The organism is Phaeobacter sp. B1627 (genome assembly GCF_006265095.1).
Lineage (GTDB): Bacteria > Pseudomonadota > Alphaproteobacteria > Rhodobacterales > Rhodobacteraceae > Epibacterium.
Genome location: NZ_VCNK01000042.1, coordinates 1 through 17,310, shown reverse-complemented (window position 1 = coordinate 17,310; position 17,310 = coordinate 1). Strand labels below are relative to the sequence as shown.

Genomic DNA, 17,310 nt, shown 5'->3' with positions numbered 1-17,310 from the left:
ATGAAGACCCTTCTGATCGCAACAACAGCTCTTCTGGGCAGCGCATGCGGCGCCCTGGCCGAGGGGCAACTGAACCTTTTCAACTGGGGCAATTACACCAGCCCGGAAATGATCGAAAAATTCACGGAAGAGACCGGCATCACGGTGACGATCACCGACTACGACAGCAACACCACGGCCCTGACCAAGGTCGAAGCGGGTGGGTCCGGCTATGATCTGGTTGTCCCCTCTGCCAACTATATCCCGGTTTACGTCCGCAAAGGGCTGATCGCCGAGCTGGACCACAGCAAAATTCCCAATATCGGCAATATTGCAGCCGAGTGGAAAGACGTGCCTTGGGATCCGGGCCGCACCCATACCGTGCCGTGGCAATGGGGCTCGGTCGGCATTGCGGTCAACACCTCCGTTTACGGCGGCGATGTGAATACCTCAGAGCTGTTCATGGATCCGCCCGCAGAGCTGGAGGGCAAGATCAACGTTGTTCCCGAGATGACGGATGTGCTGAACATGGCGATCTTCAACCTCGGCGGCGAGGCCTGTACCGAAGACCTCACCGTGCTCAAGCAGGTGCGGGACAAGCTGATGGCGGCGAAACCGAAATGGTTGTCGATGGACTATGGCACCACCGACAAACTGTCCTCCGGTGACTATGCGGCCTCCGTCAACTGGAACGGGTCCACCATGCGCGCCCGGATCAACAACCCCGACGTGGTCTACGGCTACCCCAAGGAAGGCTATCCGTTGTTCATGGATTCCGTCGCCTTGCTGTCGGATGCCAAGAACGTTGACGAAGCCTATCAATTCATCAACTTCATCCTTGAGCCGGAAAACGCCGCGATGATCTCCGAGTTTGCCCGCTATGCCAACGGCGTCGCAGGCTCCGAGGCCTTCATGCCCGAAGACATGAAGACCGCGCCCGAAATCGTGGCCCCGGCAGAGTTCGCAGCCGCCGGTCAGTTCATCCCCACCTGCCCTCAGTCCGCCACCGATCTCTATACCGCGATCTGGACAGAGCTTCTCAAGTAACGCAGAAAAAGAGAGGGGCTGCTGTGCGGCCCCTCGCCGCCCCTTTGCCATAGGCCAACGCCGCTTTATGCGCCCTTGAAGCCCTCCAATACGTTGACCGTATTGATGCCCACAGCCTCGATCGCATAGCCCCCCTCCATACAGATCACCGTCGGAAGCTTCATGGCCCCGATCCGGCGCCCCGCATCCGTGAAATCATCGCTGTCGAGGCGGAAAAAGCTGATCGGGTCGTCCTTGTAGGCATCAACGCCGAGGGACAGGACCAGGGCCTCAGCCCCCCATGCCCTGATCCTGGCAATCGCGTCATCCAATGCAGCCGACCAGGTGGCGTAATCCGTGCCGAATGGCATCGGGTAGTTCAGATTGGTCCCTTCGCCAGCCCCCCGCCCGGTCTCGTCCGCGTAGCCGAGATAATAGGGATAGGCCTCCTGCGGGGCGCCATGGAGCGATGCGAACATCACATCGGATCGGTCATAAAACAGCGACTGAGTACCGTTTCCATGGTGGAAATCGATATCCAGTATCGCGACCCTATCGGCACCGGAGGTGCGAAACATCTGCGCCGCCACCGCCGCGTTATTGATAAAGCAGTAGCCGCCATATTGGTCCGCCGTCGCATGGTGACCGGGGGGGCGACAGAGGGCAAAGGCGCTGTCGGCGCCAGCGGCCACCAGCCGCTGCGCGGTCTGGGCACTGGCCACGGATGACAGGGCGGCGGCCCATGTGCCCCGGGTTATCGCCGTTTCCGATGCATGGCAGTAATAGCCGACCTTGCCGTCGATATTGGTGGGGATGCGGTCCAGATGCATCCCCCGCGCAGGCACGTTGGCCGCGATGATCTCGCCCGCCATGCCTTCTTTCTTCCATTCGTCCCACGCGGTTTCAAGAAAGCTCAGATAACCGGGGTCAAGCAGCGCCCGCACCGGCTCCATGTCCACCGCATCCGGCGCGATGATATCGGTCAGCTGCCGCTCCTTCAGCCGGTTCAGCACATATTCAACCCGGGACGGACGCTCGAACGGGGTGACGAACTGCCCGCCCGACAATTCAGCCTGTGGGAAATGAAGCCGGTGATCTTCGCTGTAAACAACGCGCATGCGAGTGATGATCCTTTGGGATTTGTGGTGATGTCAGAACCTTGCCAAACTGTCGGCCCAAAGAGAAGCCGCGCAATATCACCGGGCCCCATTTTTCACACCCCCCCCCGGGGCGCAAAGGTTTCAGATCCGCTCGGTCAGCAACAGCGAGATCGCCGGGCACGCTCCAAAGGGGCCTCCACCGGCGTCTGCTGCGGGCACGTGGCGATATCCGCATCTGCAGGCCCTGCGACGCCGCACCCAGACGCGGGATACTGCGCCCTGCCCCAAAGCCCCGGCCGCCGTCAGGCCATGCCCCCCTCGACCAGCCCTGCGGCGATCTTCGCATAGGCGTCTGCCATGGCGCCCTCGCCTGCGGCAATCGGCGTCCCGTTGTCGCCTGCCAAACGCGTATCAAGGTCAATCGGCAAGGCGCCGAGCAGAGGCAGCCCGAGATCGCGCGCCTCGTCGGCGACGCCGCCATGGCCAAAGATATGATGGCTGCTGCCGCAATCGGGACAGGTGAAGAACGACATGTTCTCAATCAGCCCAAGCACCGGCGTCTTCAGCGTGTTGAACATGTCGAGCGCCTTGCGGGCGTCGATCAGCGCCACATCCTGCGGTGTGCTGACCACAATGGCGCCGCTCAGCTCCGCCTTGGTGCAGAGCGTCAGCTGAACGTCGCCGGTGCCCGGTGGCAGATCGACGATCAGCACATCCAGCTCGCCCCAGTTCACCTGGCCCAGCATCTGCTGCAGCGCGCCCATCAACATCGGCCCGCGCCAGACCACTGCCTTGCCTTCCTCCACCATGAAGCCGATTGACATGATCGTGACCCCATGGGCGTGCAATGGCTCAATGATGGTGCCATCCGGGCTCGCGGGGCGACCGGATACGCCCATCATGCGCGGCTGGCTGGGCCCGTATATATCTGCATCCAACAACCCGACCTTGCGCCCCTGCCGGGCCAGCGCCACGGCAAGATTGGCGCTGACTGTGGATTTGCCCACGCCCCCCTTGCCCGAGGCGATGGCCAGAATGCGGTTGACGCCAGAGGGTTTCAGAGGGCCGACCTGCGGTTTGGGATGACCGCCCACCTTCAGGCTCGGCGCGGGCGCCTTGGGCGCAGGCCCATGTGCGGTGAGAACCACGGAGACGGTCTCTACCCCCGGCAGGGCGGCGACAGTGGCCTCTGCCGCGCGGCGCAGGGGCTCCATCTGGCCCGCAATCTGCGGCGAAGGCGCTTCGATCACGAAGCGAACCGCCCCGTCCTCCACGGTCAGGGCGCGGATCATGTCCCGCGATACCAGGGTGCCGCCGTCGGGCAAGGCCAGACGTTCCAGCGCGGATCGAATCTCTTTTGTGGTCACGCTCATCTGCGAAGTCCCCTTTCCCCACTCAAAAAGCGGTCTCATCGGATATAAGAGGTCCCCCGGCATCCCCCAAGTGCCAAAATGGCAGCGGTAACGGCGAGTTCGGTCAAATATTGCTCACAGATACACCATTCAGAAATATTCGCGCATTCATTTTGGGCGTTATCGGAAAATAATCGGTTATACCCATGCACTTGCTGCATAGCAGAAATGACCATTTCCCGGATTGTGCGTTTGCAGCATTCGTTTATCTTAAGGATCAACAGAGACGACAACACACTGACGGGCGTCTGGCCCCGACGAACAGACACGAGTGAGACGTAACGATGGCAACCCTGAATTCGATCAACGCACAAAAGACTTTTGCAGCTGGCGGCGTCGCGCATATGCTTCAGGTGGCCCGTGAGAAATTCGCTCAATACCGTGTATATCGCGAGACACTGAACGAGCTGAACGAGCTTTCGTCCCGTGATCTTGCAGACCTGGGGCTGAACCGCTCCATGCTGAAGCGCGTCGCCCTTGAGGCCGCCTACGGCGCAAACTGAGTTAACCGAGATCAGGTCCTTTCTCCTCCTCCCTTAAGGACCTGTCCTACGCGGTGGCATCTTCCTCCTCCCTGATGCCACCGCACTTAATACCGGCCCCGAGCCGGGCACAGATACATCGGATTTCCTCCTCCCTTTAATCCGGTGTTTGACAGAACGGTGGCACCCCTCCTCCTCCCTGGGTGCCGCCGTTTTCTGTTTTACCCCCCCCCTTTTCATCAGAAGTGTCGGCAAACCAGGTCTGCAGTCCGGTCTGGACATGCAGCTGCGGTTCCCGCCTGCGCCGCGTCACCGCGCAGGCGGGTATTGAGGTCAGCGCACAGAGACCGGCGCAGGATTGCCGACTGATTTTCATGTCAGGGGGTGGATTCGGGATGTCGGTTCGGGATGTGGATTCGGGATGTGGATTCGGAGGGTGGCGGTGGGGCCGCAGGGGCTATGCCCCTGCGGCCCCACCGCCCGGATCGGATCGCGATGCGATCCGACCGCCTCAGACTGTCATGATCCGCTTAGAAAGGGACGTCATCGCTTGCGGATACGAAGCGGGCGACGACTTTTTTCACGCCCGCCTTATCAAATTCCACTTCCAGCTTGTCGCCTTCGGTGCCGAGGATGACCCCATACCCGAACTTCTGGTGGAACACGCGTTCCCCGACGGTGAAGGCAGAGGTCGCGGTGAGGTCGATCACCGGGGCCCGGCTCTCCCTCGGCTTGCTCAGGTTGCGCTCGCCGGCCCGCGCCTGCATGCGCTTCCAGCCCGGGGAATTATAGCCATCCGCCTGCGTCATCCGCTCTTCGATGGTGGAGCGGACCGGCGTGTCATCAAATCCGACACCGCCCGGAGCCGCAGCCCCGTAGCCGCCGCCGTAGAGACCCGGTGGGGTCAGCACCTCCACATGTTCCTGCGGCAACTCATCCACAAACCGCGATGGCAGCTGCGATTGCCACTGCCCGAAGACCCGCCGGTTGCCTGCGAATGAAATCGTGCAGACTTCCTCGGCGCGGGTGATCCCCACATAGGCCAGCCGACGCTCTTCCTCGAGGCCCTTGAGGCCGCTTTCATCCATCGAGCGCTGCGACGGGAACAGGCCATCCTCCCAACCGGGCAGAAAGACTGCCGGAAACTCCAGCCCCTTGGCCGCATGAAGGGTCATGATCGATACCTTCTGGTCCGCATCCTGTTTGTCATTGTCCATCACCAGGCTGACATGTTCGAGAAACCCCTGCAGGTTCTCGAAGTTTTCCAGTGCCTTGACCAGTTCCTTGAGGTTTTCCAGACGCCCGGGCGAATCGGGATTCTTGTCATTCTGCCACATGGTCGTGTAGCCGGACTCGTCCAGAATGATCTCGGCCAGCTCCATATGAGACAGATCACCTGCGCCAAGCATCCGCCCCCAGCGCCCCAGATCATCGACCAGCCGGCGCAGGGCCGTGCCCCCCTTGCCCTTGATCAGCCCCTCATCCACCGCGAGCCGCGCCCCCTCGACCAGCGAGACGCCATTGGCACGCGCCACGGTCTGGATGGTCTGCTGCGCCTTGTCGCCCAGCCCGCGTTTCGGCGTGTTGACGATCCGCTCAAAGGCCAGATCATCGTCAGGGCTGATCACCTGGCGGAAATAGGCCATGGCATCGCGGATCTCCAGCCGTTCATAGAACCGCGGCCCGCCGATGACACGATAGGGCAGCCCGATGGTCAGAAACCGGTCCTCGAAGGCGCGCATCTGATGCGACGCCCGTACCAGAATCGCCATCCCATTGAGGCCGATCGGCCGTTGGCCGCGGGTGCCGCGCTGTGTCGCCTCGATCTCCTCACCGATCCAGCGGGCCTCTTCCTCGCCGTCCCAATGGCCGATCAGACGGACCTTTTCGCCGCCCTCCGCCTCGGTCCACAGCTCCTTGCCCAGACGGCCCTCATTGCCCCGGATCACCCCCGACGCCGCCGCCAGAATATGCGCCGTGGAGCGATAGTTCTGCTCCAGCCGGATCACCTTGGCGCCGGAAAAATCCTTTTCAAACCGCAGGATATTGCCCACCTCGGCGCCGCGCCAGCCGTAGATCGACTGATCGTCATCACCGACGCAGCAGATGTTCTTGTGTCCAGAGGCCAAAAGCCGCAGCCACAGATACTGGGCCACGTTGGTATCTTGATATTCGTCCACCAGAATGAAGCGGAACCAGCGATGATACTGCGCCAGAAGGTCCGGGTTGTTCTGGAAAATCTCCACCACATGCAACAGCAGATCGCCAAAATCGACGGCGTTCAGCTCCTTGAGCCGGGTCTGATACTGGGCGTAGAATTCGGTGCCGCGATAGTTATAGGCGCTGGCATCACCGGCGGGCACCTTGGCCGGGGTCAGGGCCCGGTTCTTCCAGTCGTCGATGATATTGGCCAGCATCCGTGCAGGCCAGCGTTTGTCATCAATCCCCGCCGCCTGGATCAGCTGCTTCAACAGGCGGATCTGGTCATCGGTATCAAGGATCGTGAAATTCGATTTCAGCCCGACCAACTCCGCATGACGGCGCAGCAGCTTCACACAGATGGAGTGGAACGTGCCCAGCCAGGGCATGCCCTCGGCGGGCTGACCGAGCATCCGGCCCACCCGTTCCTTCATCTCGCGCGCCGCCTTGTTGGTAAAGGTCACCGCCAGGATTTCATTGGTGCGGGCCCGGCCGGTGGACAACAGGTGAACAATACGGGTGGTCAGCGCCTTGGTCTTGCCGGTGCCCGCGCCCGCCAGCATCAGAACCGGGCCCTCCAGGGTCTCCACCGCCTCCCGCTGGGCATCATTGAGCCCGTCAAGATATGGCATGGGCCGCGCGGCCATGGCGCGGGCGGACAGCGATGCGCCCTCAAAGGCGTCCATTTCGTCGAAACTGCTCATGCGGATCAATCTAGAGATATCAGCCCCGGAGGGAAAGCGTTTGTTCACGACCTGTTCTGATAATTTCAACCGATATTTTCCGGCTGGCCCGATTTGCCGCGCCCTGCGGGCCTCGCAATGCCCTCCTCTGGCGCTCCCCCGCCCTCCCCGGGCCCTGCAGTGACGTCCACCGGCATTGCCGACTTGCCGAATCGCATCGGCCGGGGCGTAACCTGCGACATGACTTTGGATCAGCACTACCCCGGACTTCATGACCTGCGCGCCCGGGCGCGCCGCCGCCTGCCGCGGTTTGTCTGGGACTTCCTCGACAGCGCCACCGGCCAGGAAGCCACCCAGGCGCGCAACCGTCTGGCGCTTGACCGGATCGGGCTGATGCCCGCCATCCTCGGCGGCCCAAAGCAGGTGGATCTCGGCTGTTCCCTGTTCGCAGAGCGCCTCCCCCTGCCCTTTGGCATAGCCCCCGTGGGCATGTCGGGGCTGATCTGGCCGGATGCCGAAGGCCACCTCGCGCGCCACGCCCGCGCCGCAGGCATCCCCTACGGCCTGTCCACCGTCGCCAGCCAAAGCCCCGAGGATCTCGCCCCCCATCTGGGCGCGCAGGGCTGGTTCCAGATGTACCCGCCAAAGGACGAAACCATCCGCAAGGACATGCTCGCCCGGGCCCGCGCGGCCGGCTTCCGGGTACTGGTGCTGACCGTGGATGTCCCGGTGGCCTCGCGCCGCGAACGGCAGGTACGGTCGGGCCTGACGCAGCCCCCCCGCCTGACCCCGCGCCTGCTGTCACAGGTTCTGCAGCGCCCGGCATGGGCGGTCGGCATGGCGCGCCAGCACTGGCGCGACGGCGGCATGCCGCACATGCGCACGCTGGACGCCTATACCGGCGGCGGCGACACCGAAAACCCTGCGGCGGCACGGTCCTCGACCGCCCATATCGGCTATTTGCTGCGCACCGCCCCCGACTGGAGCTACCTGCAGTGGCTGCGCGATCACTGGGACGGACCGCTGGTGGTGAAGGGCGTGCTGGACGCGCGCGATGCGCCCCGCCTGCAGGCCGCCGGGGTCGATGCGATCTGGATCTCCAACCACGCAGGCCGGCAATTCGACGCCGCCCCCGCCACGATCGAGGCCCTGCCGGAGCTGCGTGCCGCCACGCCGCTGCCGTTGATATTTGACAGCGGCATCGAAGGGGGTCTCGACATCCTGCGCGCGCTGGCGCTTGGGGCCGATTATGTGATGTTGGGCCGGGCGTACCACTATGCGCTGGCGGCCCTCGGCCCTCGCGGTCCCGCGCATCTCACCGAGATCCTGACCAAGGACCTGCAGGCCAACATGGGCCAGCTCGGCGTCGCCACCCTGGCGGAGCTGCGCGGGGTGAAACAGATCAGGCTGGAGTGAAGCCACCCCTTGCGCGCGCGACCAGACGCCATCCGGCGTCAGATTGGACGACGAGCCCCAGTGAGTCGGCCTCAGTGAGTCGGCCCCTTTGAGCCAGCCTCTTTGGCCCCCCCTGTGAGCCACCCTCTTTGAGCCAGCCCCTGTGAGCCAACCCATTTCATCCGGCGATCGGGCCGCGGATCCCGGGTGGCCTGTCGGCTGCCATAAACGTCATTCACGACCCCAGCGAAATTCTGAACTCCAGCGTCTCACGCCCCCCAAGCGCCCTGTCGGCAGTATAGGATCTTTGCAGCGCGCCACCGGCCTTTTCGATCACCCGCATTGATGCAGGATTGTCGGGACTTGTGGTAATGGTGACATAGGACAAGCCTGCGGTTGTTGCCTCGGGAAGAAGTGCACGCAGCGCCGCGGACGCCAGTCCCTCCCCGCTTCGCCACGGCACGACAGCATATCCGATGTGACCCGAACATGTCGGCGGCAGCTCCTCCGTTCCCGGCCTCCAGCGCAAGCTGATGTGGCCGCAGAATTCATTGTCCCAGATCCACCGGCGCAGGCTTGGCAGACGCGGGACTTTTGTACCATCGGGCAGCGTAATGGGACCGGCGCTGGCGGTGGGATCATCCAGACCCGCCACAAATGAATCCGCGTCGCTTTCGATGCGCGCGATTTGGTCCTGTGCCGCATCGGGACGCAGATTGTCCGGCGACCAGCCTCTTTTCAGGGCTGAGAGATACGCCGGAATGTGGTCAACACTTGGCTTGAGCAACCTCATGAAGCCGATCTCCAGGATGAATTTCCGCGCCATTCAAACCGTATGAGACTGCCCGTGTAAATCTGCCTGTGTAAATCTGCCTGTGTAAATCGGGCCGCAACAGCCAGAGCGATCCCCGTCGCAATGCCCTTCCTGCCGCTGCCCCTCAGGTCGCCCAGGTCACTCAGGTCGCTCAGGCCGGGTCTTCAGATGGCCCTCACGCCGCGACCAACTGTTTAAAGCTGGCAAGGAAATCGCGCACCATATGCCGCACGCTCAGGTCACGGCCCCGCAGCGGGCTGTTGATCGGCATCAGATCGCGCAGCGTGGCGACGTTTTCAGTACCGAGCAAAGGCAGGCGCTCCGGCATCTCATGCACAAAGGTCCAGTCAACAAAGGCGCGCCTCTGGATTTCCCGGGCTTCGATAACTTCGAACGTGCTGTGGCGCGGATCGTCCTGAATCTTTTGCGCCCGGCGGCGGATCGCCGTCTCATCGCCTTCGAGAATATGGAAAAACTTGCCCTGATGGACCACCAGGATCCCGGTCAGACCGGCGCGGCGGTTGTTGCGGTGGCACGCGCCCGCGATATCCGCAATCTGATGCGCGGACAACGGGCCTGTGGCGGTGCTGACATAGACAAAACGGTGCATCTTTGGGAATTCCTTGACTAACCGTGGGCGTATGACCTTGCTTTTCCTGGGGTCTCGGGGATCGTTTCTCACAGATCCGACGACATTGATTAAAATGCCATTGATTAAAATTTACCTGAAATGCCTTCGAATAGAAGCCCTACCCGAAAGAGTGGTTAACACGCCGGTCTATCCGCCAGAATGCTGCAGTGCAAAAAAGTACGTGCGTCTGTCCGTCAGGCTCGGTACAACATCGCCAGACCACCCTCCATTGCGGAGCTTTTCGGCGGCGAAACCCGGCGTGCGGGGCACAAGCTTCTCATTTCGGCATTCCCATCCGCCGGAATTCAGGAAACAAGGGCGTAACTGAGCGCGAGCATACCGCAAAATTCCCAAAGCCCGGCCGGCCTGCCTTCACACAGCCGCCAGCACCGCCCAACCCATCAAGACCTCGGGGGACAGATGACAGAGTTCAACAAGATCCTAATTGCCAACCGTGGCGAAATCGCCATCCGTGTGATGCGCGCCGCCAACGAAATGGGCAAACGCACCGTTGCCGTCTATGCGGAGGAGGACAAACTGGGCCTTCACCGCTTCAAGGCGGACGAAGCCTATCGTATCGGCGAGGGGCTCGGCCCGGTCGCGGCCTACCTCTCGATCGACGAAATCATCCGCGTCGCCAAGGAATGCGGTGCGGATGCGATCCATCCGGGCTATGGGCTTTTGTCCGAGAACCCCGATTTCGTGGACGCCTGCGCCCGCAACGGTATCACCTTCATCGGACCCAAGGCGGAAACCATGCGCGCGCTTGGGGACAAGGCCTCGGCCCGCCGCGTCGCGATGGAGGCCGGCGTGCCGGTGATCCCGGCGACCGAAGTGCTGGGCACCGATATGGACGCCATCCGCAAGGAAGCGGCAGAGGTCGGCTACCCCCTGATGCTGAAGGCCAGCTGGGGCGGCGGCGGGCGCGGCATGCGCCCGATCCACTCCGAGGACGAGCTGGAAGAAAAAGTGCTGGAAGGCCGCCGCGAGGCCGAAGCCGCCTTTGGCAATGGCGAGGGCTATCTGGAAAAGATGATCATCCGCGCCCGCCATGTCGAGGTCCAGATCCTCGGCGACAAACACGGCGAGATCTATCACCTGTTCGAACGCGACTGCTCCGTGCAGCGCCGCAACCAGAAGGTGGTCGAACGCGCACCCGCCCCCTATCTAACCGAGGCCCAGCGCACCGAGATCTGCGACCTCGGCCGCAAGATCTGCCAGCATGTGAACTATGAATGCGCAGGCACCGTCGAATTCCTGATGGATATGGAGACCGGCAAATTCTACTTCATCGAGGTCAACCCCCGGGTGCAGGTGGAACATACTGTCACCGAAGAAGTCACCGGCATCGACATCGTGCAGGCTCAGATCCTGATCGCCGAGGGCAAGACCCTGGCTGAGGCCACCGGCAAGGCCTCCCAGTCGGAGATTGTCCTGAACGGTCATGCGCTGCAGACCCGGGTCACCACCGAAGATCCGCTGAACAACTTCATTCCCGACTATGGCCGCATCACCGCCTATCGCTCGGCCACCGGCATGGGCATCCGTCTGGACGGCGGCACCGCCTATGCGGGCGGCGTGATCACGCGGTACTATGACAGCCTGCTGACCAAGGTCACCGCCAAGGCCCAGACCCCCGAAAAGGCGATTGCCCGCATGGACCGTGCCCTGCGCGAATTCCGGGTGCGCGGTGTCAGCACCAATATCGCCTTTGTCGAGAACCTGCTGAAGCATCCGACCTTCCTCAACAATGAATACACCACCAAATTCATCGACGAGACGCCGGAGCTGTTCCAATTCGCCAAGCGCCGGGATCGCGGCACCAAGGTGCTGACCTATATCGCGGATATTTCCGTGAACGGTCACCCGGAGACCGAAGGCCGCGCCGCGCCGAACCCGGATCTGAAACCGCCGCGCGCGCCCCGGGTCGACAAGGGCAACCTGCCCTATGGCGCCCGCAACCTGCTGGAACAAAAGGGCCCGCAGGCCGTCGCCGACTGGATGAAAGCGCAGCGCCAGCTGCTGCTGACCGATACCACCATGCGCGATGGCCACCAGTCCCTGCTGGCCACGCGGATGCGCTCGATTGACATGATCAAGGTGGCGCCGGCCTATGCGCAGAACCTCAGCCAGCTGTTCTCGGTGGAATGCTGGGGCGGCGCCACCTTCGATGTGGCCTACCGCTTCCTGCAGGAATGCCCCTGGCAGCGCCTGCGTGACCTCCGCGAGGCGATGCCGAACCTGATGACGCAGATGCTTCTGCGGGCCTCCAACGGCGTCGGCTATACCAACTATCCCGACAACGTCGTGCAGTTCTTCGTGAAAGAAGCCGCCAAGGGCATTGATGTCTTCCGCGTCTTCGACAGCCTCAACTGGGTCGAAAACATGCGCGTCGCCATGGATGCGGTGGTGGAATCCGGCAAGATCTGCGAAGGCTCCATCTGCTACACCGGCGATATCCTCGACCCCGCCCGCGCCAAATACGACATCAAATACTATGTCGGCATGGCCAAGGAACTGGAGGCCGCAGGGGCCCATGTGCTGGGCCTCAAGGACATGGCGGGGCTGTTGAAACCCAGCTCTGCCAAGCTCCTGATCAAGGCGCTGAAAGAAGAAGTCGGCCTGCCGATCCACTTCCACACCCATGACACTTCGGGCATTGCGGGCGCCACCATCCTCGCGGCGGCGGACGCAGGCGTCGATGCGGTCGATGCGGCGATGGATGCCTTCTCCGGCGGCACCTCCCAGCCCTGCCTCGGCTCCATCGTGGAGGCGCTGAAGAACACCGACCGCGACACCGGCCTCGACATCGGCAATATCCGCCAGATCTCGGAATATTGGGAAAGCGTGCGGGCGCAATACGCGGCCTTTGAAAGCGGCCTGCAGGCCCCCGCCTCCGAGGTCTATCTGCACGAGATGCCCGGCGGCCAGTTCACCAACCTCAAGGCGCAGGCGCGCAGCCTCGGGCTGGAGGATCGCTGGCATCAGGTCGCCCAGACCTATGCCGATGTGAACCAGATGTTCGGCGATATCGTCAAGGTCACCCCCTCCTCCAAGGTGGTCGGTGACATGGCGCTGATGATGGTCAGCCAGGGCCTCACCCGCGCGCAGGTCGAGGACCCGGACACCGATCTCTCCTTCCCCGACTCGGTGGTGGACATGATGCGCGGCAACCTCGGCCAGCCTCCCGGTGGCTTCCCCGAGAACATTGTCGCCAAGATCCTGAAGGGCGAGGCCCCCAACACCGACCGCCCCGGCGCCCACCTGAAGCCGGTCGATCTCGAACTCACCCGCCGCGAGCTGTCCAAAGAGCTTGAAGGGTTCACCGTCGATGACGAGGATCTGAACGGGTATCTGATGTATCCCAAGGTCTTCCTCGACTACATGGGCCGCCATCGCCAATATGGCCCGGTGCGCAGCCTGCCGACGCAGACCTTCTTCTACGGGATGGAACCGGGTGACGAGATCACCGCGGAAATCGGCCCCGGCAAGACGCTGGAAATCCGGCTGCAGGCCATCGGCGAGACCGACGAGAACGGCGAGGTCAAAGTGTTCTTCGAGCTGAACGGCCAGCCCCGCGTCATCCGCGTGCCGAACCGTCTGGTGAAATCCACCACCGCTCAGCGCCCCAAGGCCGAGGCCGGCAACACCAGCCACGTCGGCGCGCCGATGCCCGGTGTTGTGGCCTCGATCGGGGTGCAGCCGGGACAACAGGTGAAAGAGGGCGATCTGTTGCTGACCATCGAGGCGATGAAAATGGAAACCGGTCTTCATGCCGAACGCGACGCGGTGGTCAAGGCCGTGCATGTACAGCCGGGCGGTCAGATCGACGCAAAGGATCTTCTGGTCGAGCTGGAATAACCCGGCGGCCCGATCCGTTTCGGGCCTCCGTCAAAACATCTCTCCGCCCCCACCCCAAAGGTCCGGTCGGTCTCAAACGGGTCTCTGCTCGCCTGCCGGCCGACTTTTGGCCGATCTGTGGCCGGTTAATGTGGCGTCCGCGCTGGCCCCCCCCCACAAGTTGGTTCACCCCTTTTGACCTATTGTTTCGCACGCGAAACAATAGGTCAGCCTCACTGACCTTCCTGCAGCCCCTGTGCAACCGCAGGCCAGACCGCAAGCCCAGCCGCAAGCCCAACCGCTCCCCCGTCACGGCGCGCAGGTCCGGCCCGGGGCGCCGTGCGTCAGGGACGCGCCGCACCCGGAGTTCGGCCGGGCAGACGGGGCTTGGTGAAACTGCTCCCCGCATCCCCCACCAAGCAGCGCGGCACCACCGGAAAGTCCCGCGTCAGGAAATAGGCATAGGTGCCTTGCGGATAATCCTGGGTCACCACCCGCGCCCCGTTGCAGGCATCCAGGCTCCCCGCACCGGCCACATAGGTGTAGTCCTGAACGAATGCGCCATCATGCATCCCGGACGGATATGCGCCCCCCGGTCGCTGCCCCGGCTTCAGCCGCCAGGAGGATGTCATCTCGACCACGCGCCCCTCCCGGACCGCCGTCAACGCATAAATCGGAAAGCCATCCGCCGCATAGCCGATCAAAGGCGATTCCGCCTGCGCCGACCACCCCAATTGCTTCATCAGCCCGGTTGGCAACCCGTGATAGTGATAGGCCCCTGAGGGTTGCACATGGGCGTGGTTCGCATCCAGACCCAATTTCACCGCGCCGCCCAGCGCCTCGTATTGCCAGCCGAGATCCGGCCGCCCCATCCAGAACTCCGCCGCCCCCGGATCAAACGGCACCCCGTTGACGGCCACCCCCATGATGCCGCCCCGCCGCAGGGCCTGCGCCGTGCGGCGGATCTCGGCCGGGCCGGTCTCGAACCGGTAGGACTGCGCCGAAATCCGGTGGGGATTGTCCCGGTTCGGAAATTTGCCCACGGCATGGTCCGGGATGCCGTTGGCCGTCATCCGCACACGGTCGCCGGTGGTCGAGGTCTGAACCTGGCCACCGCTGGGGACACGGGTCGCGGGCAACAGGGTCGTCTCCTGCGCCTCGGTCGCGGTATGTACCCGCATATGCGGGGCGCCCTGCGCATCCGTCCGCGCCGCCACCCCAGCAGCCATCGCCGCCACCAGTGCCGACAGACGTATGATATCCTTTGCGGTCATTCCTGATCCCTCCCTCTTGTTGCCGACCTGCTTCTGGCCTGCTTTCGGCCTGCGGGCAGTGCCGGATGCCACGGGTCAGCCCCGATCCCGGCCCAGCGTCCCGACTGTTCCCCGATAATACGGCCGCGCCCGACCGTTCCGTCGCGACCACGGGCAAAATTTGCGAGACCCCGACCATTTTCCGCTTGCGCCCCCCTGCCGCGCCGCCTAGAACCCACCTCACCGAACAGGATGCGGGCGTAGCTCAGGGGTAGAGCATAACCTTGCCAAGGTTAGGGTCGGGCGTTCGAATCGCCTCGCCCGCTCCAGTCGGTCCTCCCCAAGATCACACAGATGCAAAGACAGCTCGGAACGGCACGACAGGCTTGCGCTCCCGGGCTGAGACGGGCTATCACACGGTGTGAACAGACCAAGAACTCCTTTTGCAGGCGGGCGGAACAGATGCTGACATCGGTGGAACTATGCGCAGGTGCGGGCGGTCAGGCCCTCGGGCTGGAGAAGGCCGGATTTGACCACACGGCGCTGGTGGAAATCGACAAGCACTGCTGCGCGACCCTGCGCCACAACCGGCCTGCGTGGAATGTGCTGGAAGAGGATGTGCGTGACTTCAAAGCCCGGGCTGCGGAGTATCGCGGCATCGACCTCCTGGCCGGTGGCCTGCCCTGCCCGCCGTTTTCCGTGGCCGGCAAGCAGCTCGGCGAAAAGGACGAACGCAACCTCTTTGACGACGCCATCGAGATCGTCGACGCCACCCGCCCCCGCGCCGTGATGATCGAGAACGTGCGCGGCTTTCTGGATGCGGTCTTTCACGACTACCGCGAAAAGCTGAAACATCAATTGTCGAAACTGGGCTATGAAACCGACTGGCGGCTGCTCAACGCCTCTGACTACGGGGTGCCGCAATTGCGCCCCCGCGTGGCGATCGTGGCCCTGCGGCGTGAATTCGCAGATCAGTTCGACTGGCCCGAACCCCGGCCGAGGAATCCCGCCACCGTTGGCGAAACGCTGCTGGATCTGATGCAGGAGCGCGGCTGGCGCGGTGCCGAGGACTGGGCGAGCAAGGCCGACGAGATCGCCCCGACCATTGTCGGCGGGTCCAAGAAACACGGCGGCCCGGATCTGGGGCCGACTCGGGCCCGGCGCGCCTGGGCTGCTCTGGGGGTCGAGGGGCGCACCATCGCCAATGAGGCACCCGATCCGTTTCATAACGACATGCCGCGCCTGACGGTGCGGATGGTGGCGCGACTGCAGGGGTTTCCCGACTCATGGCACTTTACCGGTGCCAAGACCAATGCCTACCGGCAGGTCGGCAACGCCTTTCCTCCGCCCGTGGCCGAGGCGGTCGCGCGCCAGATCCGCGCCGCGATTGCCAAGCCGAACCTGCATGTCGTCTCGGCCTGACCCTCTGCCCGAGCCCCCGCCTGACCCCCTGCCCGCCGCGCAGCCTGCCCTGCTGCGGTCTGCGCTGCCCTATCCAGCGCCATGAAACAGAAGCTGCCGCAGACACAGATGGCTCCCGGCCATCCCGACTACTCCCGGCTGCACGCGCTGGCCGAGGAGGTCGTGACCCGCGCAGGCGGCGTGCTGGAGCTGGAACGGTGTTTTCCTGCAATGCTGCGCGACTGCATCGATGCGGTGATCCTGACGGCCAAGACCGGGCGGCGCGCCTATGAGGACCTGGAAAAGACCGAGAAGACCTATATCGGCACCCGGGTCGAAATCGAGCTGCGCGCCCTTCTCGGATTGCGCAAAGGGCGGCTGGATACAGAGATCCTCGGGCAGGACGTGGACATCAAGCACACGATGGGCAGCAACTGGATGATCCCGACCGAGGCCGTCGACCAGCCCTGCCTTCTGGTGGCGGCTGACGAACCCCGCGCCCGATGCTACCTCGGGCTGATCGTGGCGCGGCCCGCCTATCTGACCCGCGGCCAGAACAAGGACGCAAAGCGCAGCATTTCGGCAGAGGGGTTCTCGCATATCCTCTGGCTGCTGCAGGATCACCCCTACCCGGCCAATTTCTGGCGCAGCCTGCCCGCACCCGTGGTGGCACAGATCGTGTCTGGCGAAAGCGGCAACGCCCGCATGGCGACCCTGTTCCGCGAGGTTCAGGCCCGGCCCATCCCCCGCGATGTCGTCGAGGCGGTCGCGGCTCAAAAGGACTTCATGCGCCGGATCCGGTCTGACGGCGGCAGCGGCACCCGTGACATTCTGGGGCGCGAGGCCTGTCTGATCCTTGAGGGCCGCCGCGATGCGCAACTGATCCGCGCCCTCGGGCTGCCGCCCTGCGCCGCATCGGAATTCATCTCGACCCGGCTGACAGATCCCGAACACCACCGCCTTGCCGCCGCAGCGGGCCATCCGGTCCCCGCCTCCTGAGGCCCTGAGCCCCGTGTTTTTCCTCTTGCGCTTTGGGATGTGATTGCCTAAATCACCTCTCACCGAACAGGAAGCGGGCGTAGCTCAGGGGTAGAG

12 protein-coding genes and 1 tRNA gene are annotated in these 17,310 nt (G+C 63.5%); 7 read left to right on the top strand and 6 right to left on the bottom strand.

Features of this window, described 5'->3' with window-relative positions:
- Complete coding sequence (locus tag FGE21_RS18200; protein WP_139664840.1) at positions 1 to 1,026, top strand: extracellular solute-binding protein; 1,026 nt, start codon at positions 1 to 3, stop codon at positions 1,024 to 1,026.
- Positions 1,027 to 1,091: 65 nt separating this feature from the next.
- Here the strand turns inward: FGE21_RS18200 and FGE21_RS18195 are convergent, their stop codons facing one another.
- Together FGE21_RS18195 and FGE21_RS18190 are read right to left on the bottom strand one after the other, a co-directional pair.
- Entirely contained in the window at positions 1,092 to 2,123 is a 1,032-nt protein-coding gene (locus tag FGE21_RS18195; protein ID WP_139664839.1) for a histone deacetylase family protein, read from the bottom strand.
- Positions 2,124 to 2,407: 284 nt separating this feature from the next.
- Positions 2,408 to 3,478, bottom strand: a complete 1,071-nt coding sequence (locus FGE21_RS18190) for an Mrp/NBP35 family ATP-binding protein (RefSeq protein WP_139664838.1) — start codon at positions 3,476 to 3,478, stop codon at positions 2,408 to 2,410.
- Between the two features lie 323 nt (positions 3,479 to 3,801).
- Between FGE21_RS18190 and FGE21_RS18185 the strand changes: the two genes are divergently transcribed.
- Entirely contained in the window at positions 3,802 to 4,020 is a 219-nt protein-coding gene (locus FGE21_RS18185; protein WP_139664837.1) for a DUF1127 domain-containing protein, read from the top strand.
- A gap of 509 nt (positions 4,021 to 4,529) precedes the next feature.
- Here the strand turns inward: FGE21_RS18185 and FGE21_RS18180 are convergent.
- Positions 4,530 to 6,902: an ATP-dependent helicase gene (locus tag FGE21_RS18180; protein WP_139664836.1), complete on the bottom strand. Its 2,373-nt coding sequence runs from the start codon at positions 6,900 to 6,902 to the stop codon at positions 4,530 to 4,532.
- A 219-nt stretch (positions 6,903 to 7,121) separates the two neighbouring features.
- On the opposite strand from FGE21_RS18180, the gene FGE21_RS18175 reads away from it, so the two are divergent.
- Positions 7,122 to 8,297 carry an alpha-hydroxy acid oxidase gene (locus tag FGE21_RS18175; protein ID WP_139664835.1) on the top strand — a complete coding sequence of 392 codons (1,176 nt, stop codon included), beginning with the start codon at positions 7,122 to 7,124 and terminating at the stop codon, positions 8,295 to 8,297.
- Positions 8,298 to 8,511: 214 nt separating this feature from the next.
- Here the strand turns inward: FGE21_RS18175 and FGE21_RS18170 are convergent, their stop codons facing one another.
- Together FGE21_RS18170 and FGE21_RS18165 are read right to left on the bottom strand one after the other, a co-directional pair.
- Positions 8,512 to 9,069, bottom strand: a complete 558-nt coding sequence (locus FGE21_RS18170; protein WP_139664834.1) for a GNAT family N-acetyltransferase — start codon at positions 9,067 to 9,069, stop codon at positions 8,512 to 8,514.
- A 196-nt stretch (positions 9,070 to 9,265) separates the two neighbouring features.
- Positions 9,266 to 9,700 (bottom strand): BLUF domain-containing protein, encoded by a 435-nt coding sequence (locus tag FGE21_RS18165; protein WP_139664833.1) that lies wholly within the window; start codon positions 9,698 to 9,700, stop codon positions 9,266 to 9,268.
- A gap of 441 nt (positions 9,701 to 10,141) precedes the next feature.
- Here FGE21_RS18165 and FGE21_RS18160 point away from each other — a divergent pair, with 441 nt between their 5' ends.
- Positions 10,142 to 13,582, top strand: a complete 3,441-nt coding sequence (locus FGE21_RS18160) for a pyruvate carboxylase (RefSeq protein WP_139664832.1) — start codon at positions 10,142 to 10,144, stop codon at positions 13,580 to 13,582.
- A 323-nt stretch (positions 13,583 to 13,905) separates the two neighbouring features.
- On the opposite strand, the gene FGE21_RS18155 is transcribed toward FGE21_RS18160, so the two are convergent.
- Entirely contained in the window at positions 13,906 to 14,835 is a 930-nt protein-coding gene (locus tag FGE21_RS18155) for a YHYH protein (RefSeq protein ID WP_139664831.1), read from the bottom strand.
- A gap of 233 nt (positions 14,836 to 15,068) precedes the next feature.
- Here FGE21_RS18155 and FGE21_RS18150 point away from each other — a divergent pair.
- From FGE21_RS18150 to FGE21_RS18140, 3 genes are all read left to right on the top strand, one after another.
- Positions 15,069 to 15,143 (top strand) — tRNA-Gly (locus tag FGE21_RS18150).
- 133 nt (positions 15,144 to 15,276) lie between these two features.
- Positions 15,277 to 16,236 carry a DNA cytosine methyltransferase gene (locus FGE21_RS18145; RefSeq protein ID WP_139664830.1) on the top strand — a complete coding sequence of 320 codons (960 nt, stop codon included), beginning with the start codon at positions 15,277 to 15,279 and terminating at the stop codon, positions 16,234 to 16,236.
- 81 nt (positions 16,237 to 16,317) lie between these two features.
- The gene (locus FGE21_RS18140; RefSeq protein ID WP_139664829.1) at positions 16,318 to 17,214 is read left to right on the top strand and encodes a NaeI family type II restriction endonuclease; all 897 of its coding nucleotides are present in this window, start codon (positions 16,318 to 16,320) and stop codon (positions 17,212 to 17,214) included.
- Positions 17,215 to 17,310 lie beyond the last annotated feature (96 nt).

Bases quoted from the DNA above. Each gene is read 5' to 3' on its own strand.
- FGE21_RS18200 (WP_139664840.1), top strand. From the start codon at position 1: ATGAAGACCCTTCTGATCGCAACAACAGCTCTTCTGGGCAGCGCATGC.
- FGE21_RS18195 (WP_139664839.1), bottom strand. From the start codon at position 2,123: ATGCGCGTTGTTTACAGCGAAGATCACCGGCTTCATTTCCCACAGGCT.
- FGE21_RS18190 (WP_139664838.1), bottom strand. From the start codon at position 3,478: ATGAGCGTGACCACAAAAGAGATTCGATCCGCGCTGGAACGTCTGGCC.
- FGE21_RS18185 (WP_139664837.1), top strand. From the start codon at position 3,802: ATGGCAACCCTGAATTCGATCAACGCACAAAAGACTTTTGCAGCTGGC.
- FGE21_RS18180 (WP_139664836.1), bottom strand. From the start codon at position 6,902: ATGAGCAGTTTCGACGAAATGGACGCCTTTGAGGGCGCATCGCTGTCC.
- FGE21_RS18175 (WP_139664835.1), top strand. From the start codon at position 7,122: ATGACTTTGGATCAGCACTACCCCGGACTTCATGACCTGCGCGCCCGG.
- FGE21_RS18170 (WP_139664834.1), bottom strand. From the start codon at position 9,069: ATGAGGTTGCTCAAGCCAAGTGTTGACCACATTCCGGCGTATCTCTCA.
- FGE21_RS18165 (WP_139664833.1), bottom strand. From the start codon at position 9,700: ATGCACCGTTTTGTCTATGTCAGCACCGCCACAGGCCCGTTGTCCGCG.
- FGE21_RS18160 (WP_139664832.1), top strand. From the start codon at position 10,142: ATGACAGAGTTCAACAAGATCCTAATTGCCAACCGTGGCGAAATCGCC.
- FGE21_RS18155 (WP_139664831.1), bottom strand. From the start codon at position 14,835: ATGACCGCAAAGGATATCATACGTCTGTCGGCACTGGTGGCGGCGATG.
- FGE21_RS18145 (WP_139664830.1), top strand. From the start codon at position 15,277: ATGCTGACATCGGTGGAACTATGCGCAGGTGCGGGCGGTCAGGCCCTC.
- FGE21_RS18140 (WP_139664829.1), top strand. From the start codon at position 16,318: ATGAAACAGAAGCTGCCGCAGACACAGATGGCTCCCGGCCATCCCGAC.